This window comes from Oscillospiraceae bacterium (genome assembly GCA_015068525.1).
Classification (GTDB): Bacteria; Bacillota; Clostridia; order UMGS1840; family HGM11507; genus SIG450.
In genome coordinates, this window is sequence record SVKJ01000014.1 from 24462 (window position 1) to 38773 (window position 14312).

The 14312-nt window shown below is 33.7% G+C and carries 16 protein-coding genes; all 16 read left to right on the forward strand.

The window, feature by feature from the left end; genetic code table 11:
- Positions 1–166: 166 nt before the first annotated feature.
- The 16 genes from E7419_05900 (at position 167) to E7419_05975 (ending at position 14147) form a co-directional block, all read left to right on the forward strand.
- A complete protein-coding gene (locus E7419_05900; GenBank protein MBE7014722.1) occupies positions 167–535 on the forward strand; it encodes a four helix bundle protein in 369 nt (122 codons plus the stop codon).
- Between the two features lie 2 nt (positions 536–537).
- On the forward strand, positions 538–909 hold the full coding sequence (locus E7419_05905; protein MBE7014723.1) for a hypothetical protein: 372 nt from the start codon (positions 538–540) through the stop codon (positions 907–909).
- 427 nt (positions 910–1336) lie between these two features.
- Positions 1337–2188: a phage antirepressor protein gene (locus tag E7419_05910; protein ID MBE7014724.1), complete on the forward strand. Its 852-nt coding sequence runs from the start codon at positions 1337–1339 to the stop codon at positions 2186–2188.
- 109 nt (positions 2189–2297) lie between these two features.
- Positions 2298–2606, forward strand: coding sequence for an antibiotic biosynthesis monooxygenase (locus E7419_05915; GenBank protein ID MBE7014725.1), 309 nt, complete (start codon positions 2298–2300; stop codon positions 2604–2606).
- A 31-nt stretch (positions 2607–2637) separates the two neighbouring features.
- A complete protein-coding gene (locus E7419_05920; GenBank protein MBE7014726.1) occupies positions 2638–3624 on the forward strand; it encodes a cell filamentation protein Fic in 987 nt (328 codons plus the stop codon).
- Positions 3625–3669: 45 nt separating this feature from the next.
- Positions 3670–6102, forward strand: a complete 2433-nt coding sequence (gene priA / locus E7419_05925; GenBank protein MBE7014727.1) for a primosomal protein N' — start codon at positions 3670–3672, stop codon at positions 6100–6102.
- 13 nt (positions 6103–6115) lie between these two features.
- Positions 6116–6568, forward strand: coding sequence for a peptide deformylase (gene def / locus E7419_05930; GenBank protein ID MBE7014728.1), 453 nt, complete (start codon positions 6116–6118; stop codon positions 6566–6568).
- Between the two features lie 3 nt (positions 6569–6571).
- Entirely contained in the window at positions 6572–7513 is a 942-nt protein-coding gene (locus E7419_05935; protein MBE7014729.1) for a methionyl-tRNA formyltransferase, read from the forward strand.
- A gap of 5 nt (positions 7514–7518) precedes the next feature.
- Positions 7519–8208, forward strand: coding sequence for a zinc metallopeptidase (locus E7419_05940; protein ID MBE7014730.1), 690 nt, complete (start codon positions 7519–7521; stop codon positions 8206–8208).
- 210 nt (positions 8209–8418) lie between these two features.
- Positions 8419–8652 carry a hypothetical protein gene (locus E7419_05945; GenBank protein ID MBE7014731.1) on the forward strand — a complete coding sequence of 78 codons (234 nt, stop codon included), beginning with the start codon at positions 8419–8421 and terminating at the stop codon, positions 8650–8652.
- Between the two features lie 2 nt (positions 8653–8654).
- Positions 8655–9995, forward strand: a complete 1341-nt coding sequence (locus tag E7419_05950) for an MATE family efflux transporter (GenBank protein ID MBE7014732.1) — start codon at positions 8655–8657, stop codon at positions 9993–9995.
- 15 nt (positions 9996–10010) lie between these two features.
- A complete protein-coding gene (locus E7419_05955) occupies positions 10011–11681 on the forward strand; it encodes a formate--tetrahydrofolate ligase (protein MBE7014733.1) in 1671 nt (556 codons plus the stop codon).
- Positions 11668–12099: a tRNA (adenosine(37)-N6)-threonylcarbamoyltransferase complex ATPase subunit type 1 TsaE gene (gene tsaE, locus E7419_05960; GenBank protein MBE7014734.1), complete on the forward strand. Its 432-nt coding sequence runs from the start codon at positions 11668–11670 to the stop codon at positions 12097–12099. The genes E7419_05955 and tsaE overlap by 14 nt, the downstream gene beginning before the upstream one ends.
- Positions 12096–12776 (forward strand): tRNA (adenosine(37)-N6)-threonylcarbamoyltransferase complex dimerization subunit type 1 TsaB, encoded by a 681-nt coding sequence (gene tsaB, locus E7419_05965; GenBank protein ID MBE7014735.1) that lies wholly within the window; start codon positions 12096–12098, stop codon positions 12774–12776. The genes tsaE and tsaB overlap by 4 nt, the downstream gene beginning before the upstream one ends.
- 81 nt (positions 12777–12857) lie before the next feature.
- The gene (rpiB, locus tag E7419_05970) at positions 12858–13292 is read left to right on the forward strand and encodes a ribose 5-phosphate isomerase B (GenBank protein ID MBE7014736.1); all 435 of its coding nucleotides are present in this window, start codon (positions 12858–12860) and stop codon (positions 13290–13292) included.
- Between the two features lie 225 nt (positions 13293–13517).
- Complete coding sequence (locus E7419_05975; protein MBE7014737.1) at positions 13518–14147, forward strand: uracil phosphoribosyltransferase; 630 nt, start codon at positions 13518–13520, stop codon at positions 14145–14147.
- Positions 14148–14312 lie beyond the last annotated feature (165 nt).

A 14312-nucleotide genomic window follows, 5' to 3' on the forward strand; every position in this document is an offset into this window, starting at 1 on the left:
GCTAAAGCACGCTAAATTACTTCGTAGCTAAATTGACCTTCGGTCAGCTATGAGGCGAATTTAATTTAGCTGTTTTGAAAAAACAATTTAGCTATGGAGCTAAGCGGAATAATTTAGCTTTGCAACTTGTTGCAAAATTTAGCTAAAAATGATTGGATGTGTAGATATGGCAGAAAGCATAATGCTTGATAAAGCAAAAGATTTTGCAGTTGAAATTATAAATATGTGCAAAGACATAAAAGAAACAAAAAGAGAAAGTGTTTTAACAAATCAGCTTATGCGTTCGGGAACATCAATCGGTGCCAATATTCACGAATCGAAATATGCTCACGGAACGGCTGATTTTATATCAAAAATGCAAATAGGTTTAAAAGAGTGTTACGAGTCAGAATATTGGCTGGAACTTCTGAACAGAACAGGATATATAGATGATGAAACATATAAGTCAATAATAAATGCTTGCGGTCAAATTCGCAGAATGTTGATTTCATCAATTAACACAGTAAAAGAAAAAACAAACAATAAGGAGAGATAAATATGGGATTGATTATAGTTTTAGTGCTTGTAGGGTTAGTTATTTCTTATGTATTATCAGAAGAGTTTATGGAAATCGCATCCAAAAAAGGATATTATAATAGAAAATATTTTTGGTATTGTTTTTTGTTTGGGATAGCAGGATACTTAATTGTCATTGCTTTGCCCACTAAAGAGGAAGGCGTTCACAAAAAAGGTTTTAGCGTTGAAAATAATACAATAGATAAACACGAGGATAAAAATGAATATATCGGAATTTTTCCGAAATTTGATTTTTCGGATGAAGATGGATTAAAACAGTGTCCAAATTGTGGCACGTGTCATGATTCTGCGTATGAAGTTTGTCCGGCATGCAAGTATACATATAATAAGTAAGAGGTTTAACAATCGGTATCTAAATTGTACGTCAATTCTATAATGAGTTTAATCGTGAAACGATTAAACTCAGCGATATAAATTCCTGACGGAATTTGCGCATACGAGCTTGCGAGTATCAAGGTTCTCCGAAATATAGAAATCTCTGATTTTGTTATATTTCGTGAGGTCCTTATATGCCTTGCGGTGCGATATATTACTTCGTAATGCGATATGTCCCTTCGGGACGAGATTAAGGAATTTATATCATATCGCAACCGAACGGAAAGAGGTTATATCGCATTTGAGCAGAGTGAAAATATATCGCACGAACGAAGTGAGTATATCGCCAAAAAGTGTGGCATCCAAATTATGCAGTCTTTATAATCTTTGATATACAAGGGACAAAAATATATCGTGATAAAACTCTTTTATGGAGGTTATACATATGGATAATAAAATACAAATATTTGAAGATAAAAGAATAAGAACTGCTTGGAATGAAGAAACAGAAGAATGGTATTTTTCTGTCAGTGATGTTGTAGAAATCTTAACTGATAGTAGAGATGTTAAACAATACATAAAAAAGATGCGTAGCCGAGATGCTGAACTTAATTCTAAATGGGGTACAATTTGTACCCCTGTTGAAATGATTGCTCTGGATGATAAAAAGAGAAAGATACAAGCGGCAAATGTTGCCGGAATTCTTCGCATAATTCAATCTATTCCGTCACCTAAAGCAGAACCTTTTAAGATGTGGCTCGCCGAAGTCGGAAAAGAACGAATTGATGAAACTATTGACCCTGAACTTGCAATTGATAGAGCAATAGAAACTTTTCAAAAGAAAGGCTACAGTGACGAATGGATACATCAAAGGATTTTATCTATCAGGGTGCGCAATGCTTTGACTGATGAATGGGATAAGCACGGGGTTCGAAAGGGCGTAGAATATGCTATTCTTACAGATGAGATTACAAAAGCTTGGTCAGGGATGACAACAAGAAAATATAAAAACCTCAAAGGACTTACAAAAGAAAATTTGAGAGATAATATGAGTACAACCGAACTTATACTAAATATGCTAGCGGAAACATCTACGACAGACATTTCAAAAGAAGAACATCCACAAGGGTTGTCAGAAAATATTAAGGTTGCAAAACGTGGTGGAAATGTTGCTAAGATTGCAAGACAAGCATTAGAAACGGAAACGGGAAAACCTGCTATTACTTCTCAAAATGCAGCTGAATTAAACAAAGCTGTAGTTGATTTAATTGAAAATATATCAAAAGAGGAAGAATAATAAATATAATTTTTTTGGTCTGCCTGACAAAATTATATAATGATTTCATCAAAGATGAAAATTGCGATATATTTTTAAATATCCTCTCCAAAGGCGAGATATTTAAAAAATGATAAAGGAGAAAAAATTTATGTATACAATTTTTGTTGTTTTTAAATGTGTTCCTAAAAAAAGAGAAGAATATATAGAAAAATTAAAAAAAGAGGGTATTGTTGACGCTATAAGAAACGAAGACGGATGCATTAAGTACGACTTTTATTTTAGCGAAAAAAACAAAGATGAAATTTTACTTTTAGAAACATGGGAAAGTAAGAAACATCAGGAAATTCATCTTTCACAGCCTCACATGGATATTTTAAGAGAACTAAAAAACGATTATGTACTTTCTACCAAAATCGGAGAATTTAAATTAATTTGAAAATAATACAGGCTCTATTCTGGAGGCATATATGGATAACAATATTATAATATTTAAAACGGAAGATGAACAAATAAAGGTAGATGTGAGATTACATAATGAATCTGTTTGGCTTACGATTGACCAAATGGCCGAATTGTTTGAAAGAGATAAATCTACTATTTCAAGGCATATAAAGAATGTTTATTCTGACAAAGAACTACTGCCCGAAGCAACTGTTGCAAAATTTGCAACAGTTCAGATTGAGGGTGATAGAACAGTTGAAAGAAACCTTGACTACTATAATCTTGATGTGATTATTTCTGTTGGCTATCGTGTAAAATCGTTAAGAGGAACTCAATTCAGACAGTGGGCAACAAAAAGGCTTAATGAGTATATCCGCAAAGGATTTACCATGGATGATGAAAGGCTAAAAAATCTTGGTGGAGGCGGATACTGGAAAGAACTTTTAGAAAGAATCAGAGATATTCGTGCATCGGAAAAAGTTTTTTATAGACAAGTGCTTGATATATATGCCACAAGCATTGACTACGATCCCAAAGCTGAAATATCTATAGAATTTTTTAAAAAGGTTCAGAATAAAATTCATTACGCTGTTCATGGGCAAACCGCTGCTGAGGTTATATATAACAGAGCAGATAGTGAAAAAGAATTTATGGGGCTTAGCACATTTAAAGGAAACAGGCCTCATTTAAGCGATGTAGTCATTGCAAAAAACTATCTATACGAAAAAGAACTGCATTCTTTAGGTCAGATTGTTTCGGGATATCTTGATTTTGCCGAAAGACAAGCAGAAAGAGAACAAGTTATGACAATGAAAGATTGGTCAGAACATCTTGATAAAATTCTCACAATGAGCGGAGAGCAATTGTTGGTTGGTGCAGGAAGCATATCACATACACAGGCGGTTAATAAAGCAACCGAGGAATATAAAAAATATCAACTAAGAACTCTGAGCGAAGTAGAAAAAGATTATTTGAGCACTATAAAATCCATTGAAAACAAGACGAAAAAGTAGATACTGTATATTTTGCAATTAATAAAAATTTTAAAGAGGTTTATTATGTTTGCTGATGTTGTGATAACAAAAAAAGCATACGAACTTGACCGTCTTTTCTGTTACCGTGTTCCTAAAGAACTCGAGGGAGAAGTTGAGAGAGGAAAAAGAGTTATTGTCCCTTTTGGAAGTTACGGTAAAACAGAAGGGATTATTTTTGATATAACAAACGAAAATAAAGAATTTGAAAATATCAAGAATATTTCCGAGATTATTGATAACACACCTGTTATAACCGAAACAGGTTTTAAAATAGCAGAGTTCTTAAGAAAAAAATATCTTTGTTCATATTATGATTCCCTGAAACTTAACATGCCAACGGGAATCAAAACATTTGTTGACGAAAAGATTTACCTTCTTGATTTTTCCGATAATCTTTCGGAAAATGAGGATTTGGTTGTAAGCACTCTTTTAAAATATAACGGTTGTTCTCTGAATCTTTTAAAAGAAAAGGTTAAAATAAAAAGTTTAAGAGCCTTACTTCTTTCTATGGAAGAAAGGGGAATAATTGAAATAAGAAGTGTTCACACTGAGAAAATAAAAGATAAGAAAGCAAAAATTATAACATTAACTAAAACAAGTGATGAAATTTCAGACTATATAGAAAATAACAAAAAAAATAAATCTCAAATAAGAGTACTTGAATTCTTAAGAGCCAATAAAAGTATTACTCTTTCTGAACTGAGAGAATTTACCAAAGCATCAAAAGACGCGATAGACAAGCTGGTCCTTAAAGGGTTTGCCGAAATTTCAGAAATTGAAGTTTTAAGAAATCCATTTTCCCATAAGGATTTTACAAAAGAAGAAAAATTAAAGCCTACCAATGAGCAAAAAAAAGCAATAGATACAATACTTACAAGTGATGATTCGACCTATCTTCTTCACGGAATAACAGGTTCGGGAAAAACTGAGGTTTACCTTCAAGTTATAGAAGAAGTTTTAAATAAAGGGAAAACTGCAATTGTGCTTGTACCTGAAATTTCCTTAACTCCTCAGATGGTAACAAGATTTTTTAAAAGATTTTCAGATAATGTTGCAGTTATCCATTCAGGGCTTTCCAAAGAGGAAAGATACGACCAGTATAAAATGATAAGAAAAGGGAAAATAAAAGTTGTAATCGGTGCAAGAAGTGCTATATTTGCACCTATTAAAAATGTCGGACTTATTGTTATTGACGAGGAGCATGAAACTTCTTATAAATCTGATGTTTTCCCTAAATATGACACGATAGAAATTGCTAAGGTGCGGGCAGATTTTGAGGGTGCAAAACTAATCCTTGCCTCTGCCACTCCGTCAATTGTAAGTTACTATCATGCAATGACGGGTGACTATAAACTTATTACCCTAAAGGAGCGGACTAATAATAACAATACTCCCGACTGCTTTATAGTAGATATGCGTAGCGAGTTGAGAGAGGGTAATTTTTCGCCTTTTTCCACTATGTTAAAAGAGGAACTTAAGAAGAAAATAGATAATAAAGAACAAAGTATTTTATTTATAAACAGACGCGGGTATTCAACTTTTGTAAGTTGCAGAAGTTGCGGATATGTGGCAAAATGTCCTAATTGCGATGTATCCCTTACCTATCATAACAATAATGACAGAATGGTTTGTCACTACTGCGGTTATGAAAGGGAGTTATTTTCAGAGTGTCCCGACTGCAAGAGTAAGTATATTAAGCATTTCGGAAAAGGAACCGAAAAAATAGAAGATGAACTTAAAAATACTTTTCCTGATATATCACTTCTTCGAATGGACGCAGACACAACAGTAAAAAAATTCTCACACGAGAAAATCTTAAATAAATTTGAAAATGAAAACATAAATGTTCTTTTGGGAACCCAGATGATTACAAAAGGACTTGATTTTAAAAATGTTACACTTGCAGCTGTCCTTGCGGCAGACGGTGGGCTTTACCTTGAAGACTACCGTGCACTTGAGAGAACATTTTCCCAGATAACGCAAGTTATGGGAAGAGCAGGCAGAGGGGATAAAAAAGGGATAGGAATTATCCAGACTTACAGTCCCGAACACTATGTTATCCGCCTTGCCAAAGACGGAAATTATGAGGAATTTTACAAAACTGAAATAAATTTAAGAAAAGAGATGAATTTTCCTCCGTTTTGTGATATAATAAATATAATTTGCCAGAGCGAAGATGAAAATCTTGGTAAAAAACTCATAAAAGAGTGTTATAATATACTTAGAAATGCAAAAATAAACCTTAAACTTTCGGATGAAGAACTTCGGATTTACAGACCTAATTATGCTCCTCTTGCTAAAATCAAGAACAAATACCGCTTCAGGATTTTAATAAAGGGAAAAGATTCTGATTTAGTTTCGCATATTTTGGAAAGTTTATATGTTAATTATAATAAAAATTATAAGGTAAAGGATATAAGTCTTTCGATAGACATTAATCCTGTAAACCTTTTATAGAAAGGGAACTATTATGGCTATAAGACAAATTTTAAAAGAAGGCGACGAAACTTTAAATAAAGTTTCAAGAAAAGTTGAAAAGATAGATGAACGTGTTCTTCAACTTTTAGACGATATGAAAGAAACTATGTATAAAGCTGACGGTGTCGGTCTTGCCGCACCTCAGGTAGGAATACTTAAAAGAGTTGTTGTTATCGATATCGGTGACGGTGTTTTAGAACTTATAAATCCTGAAATTATATGTTCAACAGGCGAACAATACGAAGTTGAAGGGTGTTTATCTCTTCCCGGCGTATCAGGAATAACCGAGCGACCAATGAATGTTCAGGTTGTTGCTCTTGACCGTGAGGGCTATCAGGTTGAAGTAACAGGAACAGGGCTTTTAGCAAGAGCATTATGTCATGAAATTGATCATCTTGACGGAATACTCTTCCGTAAGAGGGTTACCGAGTATTGCGAGGATTAGAATATGAAAGTTATTTTTATGGGAACTCCTGATTTTAGTGTTCCATGTTTAGAAATGCTTATAAAAGAAGGGTATGAAGTTCCCCTTGTTGTCACTCAGCCTGACAGGCAAAGAGGAAGAGGTCATAAAGTAAGTTTTTCACCTGTTAAAGAACTTGCTCTTAGTATGAATATTCCTGTTTTTCAGCCTGAATCGTTAAAGAACAATGAACTTTTATCTTATCTTGATGAAATAAAACCTGATGTTATAGTTGTCGTGGCTTACGGGAAACTTCTTCCTAAGTACATTCTTGATTATCCTAAGTACGGATGCATAAACGTTCACGCTTCCCTTCTTCCTAAATTAAGAGGAGCAGCGCCTATTCAGTGGAGCGTTATAAACGGAGATACTGTTACAGGCGTTACAACAATGCTTATGGATAAGGGAATGGATACGGGCGATATTTTATATAAATCTCAGATTGAAATTGAAGAAAATGATACTGCGGGAAGTTTATTTGAAAAATTGAAAGTTCTTGGCGCCTCCCTTCTTAAAACCACTTTAATTAAAGTTAAAGACGGAAAGGCAGTAAGAATTAAGCAAAACGAGGAAGAAGCAACTTACGCACCTATGATTTTAAAAAAAGATGCACTTATTGATTTTTCCAAAACTCCCGAAGAAATTATAAATAAATTAAGAGGTCTTAACCCTGTACCTGTTGCCTGTACTTATCTTAACGGTAAGAAGATAAAAATCTACGAAGGTTTTTTAGGCGAAGAAACAGATGATACTGATTATGGTAAAATATGGGGTTATATTGAAGATAAAGGTCTTGGAATAGTATGCAAAGGTAAAATTTTATATATAAAAGAACTCCATGCGGAAAATTCAAGAAAGATGTCGGTTTCAGAATATATGTTAGGTCACAAAATTGAACCGGGCGATTATTTTAAAAGCGAGGCTTAAAACTTATGTTTAATCTTTATATGACAGATTATCTTTATCTTATCCTTGTTGTACCTGCACTTATTTTGGCGCTTTTTGCACAAGGGTATGTAAAATCAACATTTAATAAGTATTCCAAAGTTTTAACAGCATATACTTCAAACACTTTAGTTGAAAATATGCTTAGAAAGAATGAAATTTCTGATGTTACAATTGTTTCGGGAACAGGTTATTTAAGCGACCATTATGATATAAGAAGAAAAATTATAAGTTTGTCAGAACCTGTTTATGACTCTAAAAGCGTTGCCGCTTTAGGTGTTGCCTGCCACGAAGCAGGACATGCTCTACAGTACAAATACGGATATTTTCCGATAAAATTAAGAAGTTATATTCTTCCTATAGTAAACTTTGCATCAGGCTCAGCACTTCCTATTGCACTTTTAGGGCTTTTGTTTTCAAACATTTTAATAAAAATCGGGGTAATATTATTTGCATCAACAGTTTTATTTCAGGTGCTTTTATTACCTATAGAGTTCAATGCATCAAAATGTGCAATAAACGAACTTGATATTTCTCTTAGTGATGAAGAATTAAAAGGGGTTAAAAAAGTTTTAACTGCTGCGGCCCTTACCTACGTTGCATCTGCTTTGGTTTCGGTTGCAAACTTTTTAAGAATAGTTCTTATATTAAACAGAAGAAATGATAGGCGAAATTGATTACAATTATAATTAGGAATGAAAAAAATGCGAAATGCGAAATTTAAAGTGCGAAATGAAGGTATCGATTGCACTGCAATCGATGAATTAAATTCATTAAATTTTCTTTAGAAAATTTAATACCGCAATTATTCATTATTCATTATTAATTATTCATTACATTGTAGGAAATGGATTTATCCATTCCAATACGGAAGGGGATGTTATAAAATGAAAAAGGATACTCAAATTCCGCTCTGGACTCAGGAAAATCCAAGTATATGCAGGTACTGTGCTTTTGCTAAAAGATTTTCTTTAACGGAAGATGTATATTGTGAAAAAAAGAAGAATTTCATAAAGGAAGATGACACCTGCAAAAAGTTTAAATTTGATATATTAAAAAAAGAATTAAGGCGAAGAAAACTTTTTACATCAACGCATACACCTGAGGAGTTTGAAATTTAAAAATGAACAGCAGAAGTTTTTATAAGCACTTTATACTTATTGCACTGCCTATGGCTTTTCAGAACCTTGTGACAACATCAGTTAACTTAATTGACAATCTTATGATAGGTCAGTTAGGGGATATTCCTGTTGCGGCTGTCGGCCTTGCAAATAAAGTATTCTTTATATATACACTTGTTATTTTCGGACTGTGCAGCGGAGCAAGTGCTTTTGTATCACAGTATTGGGGAAAAGAGGATTACAAAGGAATTAAAAAAGTTGTTTTAATCAAATTTTTAATTTCAATTTCAGTTTCAGTAATCTTTGCATTTCTTACTTTCTTTTTTACCGAAAATATTATGGCACTTTTAACCGATGATTTATCTGTTATAAAAGAGGGTACGAAATACTTAAAAATTATTGCTCCGTCATTCCTGCTTGCAGGTATTATTTATGTTTTTTCATATACCTTAAAAGCACTTGAGCATCCAAAAATTCCACTCTTTGCTTCACTTTTGTCAATCGGGATAAATGCATCGTTAAACTATATCTTAATTTTTGGAAAACTCGGTTTTTCTCCGATGGGAGTATCGGGTGCCGCTATTGCTACGCTAACGGCAAGAATATTTGAATGTATATTTATTGTTATTTTATCACACCAGAAACTTAAATTCTTATTTAAAGATTTTTATGAATATAAAGGTATAACCAAAGACTTTTTAAAAGGATTTTTATTAAAAGTTATTCCTGTTATTTTTAACGAAACTCTATGGTCAATCGCTATGACTATTATGGTTGCAATATATGCAAGAATTTCAACCGAAGCAGTTGCAGCTGTTAACATAATAAACATTTTAAAGGATTTGACAAGTGTCTTCTTTATCGGAGCAGGTAATGCAGCAGGAGTATGTATAGGTAAACTGATAGGCACAAAAAGATATGATGAGGCTTACGATAAAACGATTAAACTTTCAGTCATCGTACCTTTATTTGCACTTACACTCGGACTTATTACAATATTTATCTGCCCGCATTTTCTATCAATGTTCAATATATCAGATGAGGCTGTAAATATTGCAATAAAACTGTATTTAATTATAGTTTTATTTATGCCTGTAGCATCTTTTAACCATCTTACTATCTGCGGAAGTTTAAGAGCGGGAGGCGACACCTTGTTCTGCTTACTTGCTGACGGTGGGTCAGTATGGACTGTCGGTGTTTTAGGTACATATGTTTCAGGAATTTGTTTAGGGCTTCCTATTCTTCCTGTTTATATAATTTCAAGATGCGAGGAAATTATAAAAATGATTTTTCTTCTTGTAAGAATTTGCAGGAAGAAATGGATAAAAGATTTAGTAAATTAAAAGGGGGACTTTAAAATGCTAAGCGATATCAAAATTGCACAAGAAGCAAAAATGGAACCAATTGTAAAAATTGCAGAAAAACTTGATATTTCGGAAGACGAAATTGAACTTTACGGAAAATACAAGGGCAAACTTTCCTTTGATTTAATCAACCGTGTTAAAAATAATGAAGACGGAAAACTTATTTTAGTTACTGCTATAAACCCCACACCTGCAGGAGAAGGTAAAACAACAACAACTGTCGGTCTTGGACAAGCCTTTTTCAAACTCGGTAAAAAATCCTTGATTGCATTAAGAGAACCATCACTTGGTCCTACATTCGGTGTTAAAGGCGGTGCAGCAGGCGGCGGATATTCCCAGGTTGTTCCTATGGAGGATATAAACCTTCATTTCACAGGAGATATGCACGCTATCACATCTGCCAATAACCTTTTATGTGCAATGGCAGATAACCATATCCATCAGGGTAACGCTTTGGGACTTGACCCTAAAAGCATAAAAATAAAAAGAGTTCTTGATATAAATGACAGAAACTTAAGAAATGTTGTTATAGGTCTTGGTGAAAAGGTTGACGGTCAGGTAAGAGAAGACCATTTTATGATTACTGTTGCATGTGAAATTATGGCAATCTTATGCTTATCTTCCGACCTTATGGACTTAAAAGACCGACTAAAGAAAATTATAGTTGGCTATTCTTATGACGGTAAGATAATTACCGCAGGAGATTTAAAAGCAGAAGGTGCTATGACTGCACTTTTAAAAGATGCAATAAAACCTAACCTTGTGCAGACTTTGGAAAATTCGCCTTGTATTATTCACGGCGGACCTTTTGCAAATATTGCTCATGGCTGTAACAGTTTAATCGCTACCAAACTTTCGCTAAAACTTTGCGATTACGTTATTACAGAAGCAGGTTTTGGTGCAGATTTGGGTGCTGAAAAATTCCTTGATATAAAATGCCGTCTTGGCAACTTAAAACCTTCCCTTGTAGTTTTAGTTGCTACAATACGTGCATTAAAATATAACGGTGGTGTTAAAAAAGAAGATTTAGCAACTGAAAATATTGATGCACTTAAAAAAGGAATTGTTAATTTAGGAAAACACATAGAAAATGTTAAAAAGTTTGGACTTCCTGTTGTTGTTGCCTTAAATCACTTCTTTACTGACACAGAAAAAGAAGTAGAAACAGTAAAAGAATACTGCGAAAACTTAGGTGTTAAATGCGAAATTTCAAAATGCTTTGCAGAGGGCGGAGAGGGTACTATGGACCTTGCAAACACTGTCCTTGATACTTTGGAAAATGAAAAAGCTTCCTTTAAACCGATATATGAAGATAATTTATCAATAAAAGAAAAAATCAAAAAAGTTGTTACTGAAATTTATGGTGGGTTAGATGTTATATACGAACCAAAAGCAAATAAGGAAATTGACTTTTTAGAAAAGAACGGATTTTCTTCCATGCCTGTTTGTATGGCAAAAACTCAGTACTCACTTTCAGATAATCCTGCACTTTTAGGAAGACCTGAAGGCTTTACTGTTACAGTAAGAGATTTATATGTAAACGCCGGTGCAGGTTTTATAACCGTTCTTACAGGAAAAATTATGACTATGCCGGGTCTTCCAAAAATACCTGCGGCAGAAAAAGTAGATGTTGATGAATTTGGAGTTATAGATGGACTTTTCTAAAAAAACATTATTAAATGAAAATGAAACAAAAGAATTTGCAAAAGAATTTGCAAAAACATTAAAGCCCGGAGATATTGTAACTTTAGACGGCGATTTGGGCGCAGGTAAAACCGTATTTACCAAAGGAATTTGCGAATACTTTAATGTAAAAGACTATGTTGTCAGCCCTACATATACAATTGTAAATGAGTACAGGGGTGATATTCCCATCTACCATTTTGATATTTACAGACTGGAAGAAGAGGAAGAACTTTACAACATAGGCTTTTACGAATACCTAAATCCTGATGCTCTTGTTATCGTAGAGTGGGCAGAAAAAATTCCTGAAGCGTTTTATGGGTATAAGCTAAAAAAAGTGCAGATTATAAAAGGCGAAGATGAAAAAAGAACGATTACAGTAAAGGAGGAAGAAAATTGATAATACTCGGCATTGATTCCTCAACAAAAACCGCGTCAGTTGCAATTTGTGATAATGATAAAGTAATTGTTGACTTTACTCTTAACCACACACGCACACACTCGGAGAAACTACTTGAAATGATAGATATGTCACTAAAAATTTCAAAACTTAAAATTTCGGATATTGATGCATTCGCTGTAACAAAAGGTCCGGGCTCTTTTACGGGTTTAAGAATAGGTCTTGCAACTATAAAGGGGCTTTGCCATGCACTAAATAAGCCCTGCTATCTTACATCTACAATATCGGCACTTTTTGAAAGTGTAAATAACGAGTATTCTAATGATATAATTTACGCTCCTATTATGGACGCGAGAAGAAATGAAGTCTATGCAGGTGCATTTTTAAACGGCGAAAGAATAATTGAAGACTCTGCCCTTCCCATAAGCGATTTTATTGACAAATTAAAAGAATTTGAGTTTAAAAAAATTGTTTTTACAGGTGACGGAGTTTATCCAAATATTGAAATAATTAAAGAAAAATTAAGCGATAAATGTTCATTTGCTCCTGAACATCTCATAAACGGATGCGGTGCAGGAGTTATAAAATCAGCAATTAAAGAAAATAACAAAGTAACTTATGACAATATTCTGCCATCATACTTAAGACCATCTCAGGCAGAAAGAATGAAATTATAATTAGGAATTAGGAATGAGGAATAAAGGTAAAAACGCGTAATGCGTTTTTGAATTAAATTCATTAAAAGGAGACTTACTATTATGAAAATTGCAATCGGTGCCGATCATGGTGCTTTTGAACTAAAGGAAGTATTAAAAGAATATCTTTTAAATAAAGGTTATGAAATTTTAGACTGTGGTACATATGACTTAAACAGCGTTGACTATCCTGATATAGCAGAAAAAACAGCAAAGCATTTAACAGACGGAAGTTGTGAAAAAGGAATTCTTCTTTGCGGAACAGGGATTGGAATTTCAATTGCCGCAAACAAAATAGATGGTATCCGCGCTGCACTATGCACTAACGAATACTGTGCAAAAATGTCAAGAAATCATAATAATGCCAATATCTTATGTATGGGCGCAAGAGTGACAGGCGTTGAACTTGCAAAATCGATTTTAGATACATTTTTAAAAGAAGAATTTGAAGGCGGAAGGCATCAGGTAAGGGTTGACAAAATAATGAAATTAAAGTAAAATTAAAGTGATTTCATCTTTGATGAAATCAGCGATATAAATTCCTGACGGAATTTGCGATATACATTGCGGTGCGATATATCCTGATAGATGCGATATGTCCCTTCGGGACGAGAATGCATATATTGTAGGGTTCGTCGTCCTCGACGAACCGCAAAAATGTATTGACAAAACAACCGAAAAATAAATTGTATAATAATTATAAATATAAATGGAGGTTTTATTATGGGTAAAGTAACTGTTATGGATCATCCTCTTTTGATTCATAAAATGTCTCTTTTAAGAGATAAGAAAACAAGCAGTAAGGAATTTCGTGAACTGGTTAAAGAAGTAGCAATGCTTATGTGCTATGAAACCACAAGAGATTTAAGTCTTAAAGAAATTGAAATAGAAACACCTATTTGCACTGCTAAAACGAAGGTTATTTCAGGAAAAGCACTTGCTTTAGTTCCGATTCTTCGAGCAGGGCTTGGTATGGTTGACGGTATGCTTAACCTTATCCCCGCAGCAAAAGTGGGACATATAGGTTTATACAGGGACCCTGAAACATTTAAACCTGTTGAATACTATTGCAAATTACCAAATAATATAGAACTTCGTGATGTTATCGTTTTAGATCCTATGCTTGCAACAGGCGGTTCTGCAATCGATGCAATCTCTTTACTTAAAGAAAAAGGATGTACAAGCATTAAATTCGTATGTCTTTGCGCTGCTCCTGAAGGAATTGAAGCACTAAAAGAAGCACATCCTGATGTTGATATATACTGCGGTGCAGTTGATGAAAAACTTAACGACCATAAATATATCGTTCCTGGCCTTGGTGATGCCGGCGATAGAATATTTGGAACTAAATAAGTTTGATTCCAAACTAAAAGGTAAAAAAAAACGGTAGGTTTGATATGCACCCCAAAAGTTAGACACTTTTGGAGGTGCATATTTTTATGGCAAAAAAAGGACAAAAACTCAAAACATACTCGCCAGAATTTAAAATATCTGTTATAATGGATATGCGAGAACACA

Coding starts and splice junctions, on each gene's coding strand:
- E7419_05900 (MBE7014722.1), top strand. CDS start 167: ATGGCAGAAAGCATAATGCTTGATAAAGCAAAAGATTTTGCAGTTGAA.
- E7419_05905 (MBE7014723.1), top strand. CDS start 538: ATGGGATTGATTATAGTTTTAGTGCTTGTAGGGTTAGTTATTTCTTAT.
- E7419_05910 (MBE7014724.1), top strand. CDS start 1,337: ATGGATAATAAAATACAAATATTTGAAGATAAAAGAATAAGAACTGCT.
- E7419_05915 (MBE7014725.1), top strand. CDS start 2,298: ATGATAAAGGAGAAAAAATTTATGTATACAATTTTTGTTGTTTTTAAA.
- E7419_05920 (MBE7014726.1), top strand. CDS start 2,638: ATGGATAACAATATTATAATATTTAAAACGGAAGATGAACAAATAAAG.
- priA (MBE7014727.1), top strand. CDS start 3,670: ATGTTTGCTGATGTTGTGATAACAAAAAAAGCATACGAACTTGACCGT.
- def (MBE7014728.1), top strand. CDS start 6,116: ATGGCTATAAGACAAATTTTAAAAGAAGGCGACGAAACTTTAAATAAA.
- E7419_05935 (MBE7014729.1), top strand. CDS start 6,572: ATGAAAGTTATTTTTATGGGAACTCCTGATTTTAGTGTTCCATGTTTA.
- E7419_05940 (MBE7014730.1), top strand. CDS start 7,519: ATGTTTAATCTTTATATGACAGATTATCTTTATCTTATCCTTGTTGTA.
- E7419_05945 (MBE7014731.1), top strand. CDS start 8,419: ATGAAAAAGGATACTCAAATTCCGCTCTGGACTCAGGAAAATCCAAGT.
- E7419_05950 (MBE7014732.1), top strand. CDS start 8,655: ATGAACAGCAGAAGTTTTTATAAGCACTTTATACTTATTGCACTGCCT.
- E7419_05955 (MBE7014733.1), top strand. CDS start 10,011: ATGCTAAGCGATATCAAAATTGCACAAGAAGCAAAAATGGAACCAATT.
- tsaE (MBE7014734.1), top strand. CDS start 11,668: ATGGACTTTTCTAAAAAAACATTATTAAATGAAAATGAAACAAAAGAA.
- rpiB (MBE7014736.1), top strand. CDS start 12,858: ATGAAAATTGCAATCGGTGCCGATCATGGTGCTTTTGAACTAAAGGAA.
- E7419_05975 (MBE7014737.1), top strand. CDS start 13,518: ATGGGTAAAGTAACTGTTATGGATCATCCTCTTTTGATTCATAAAATG.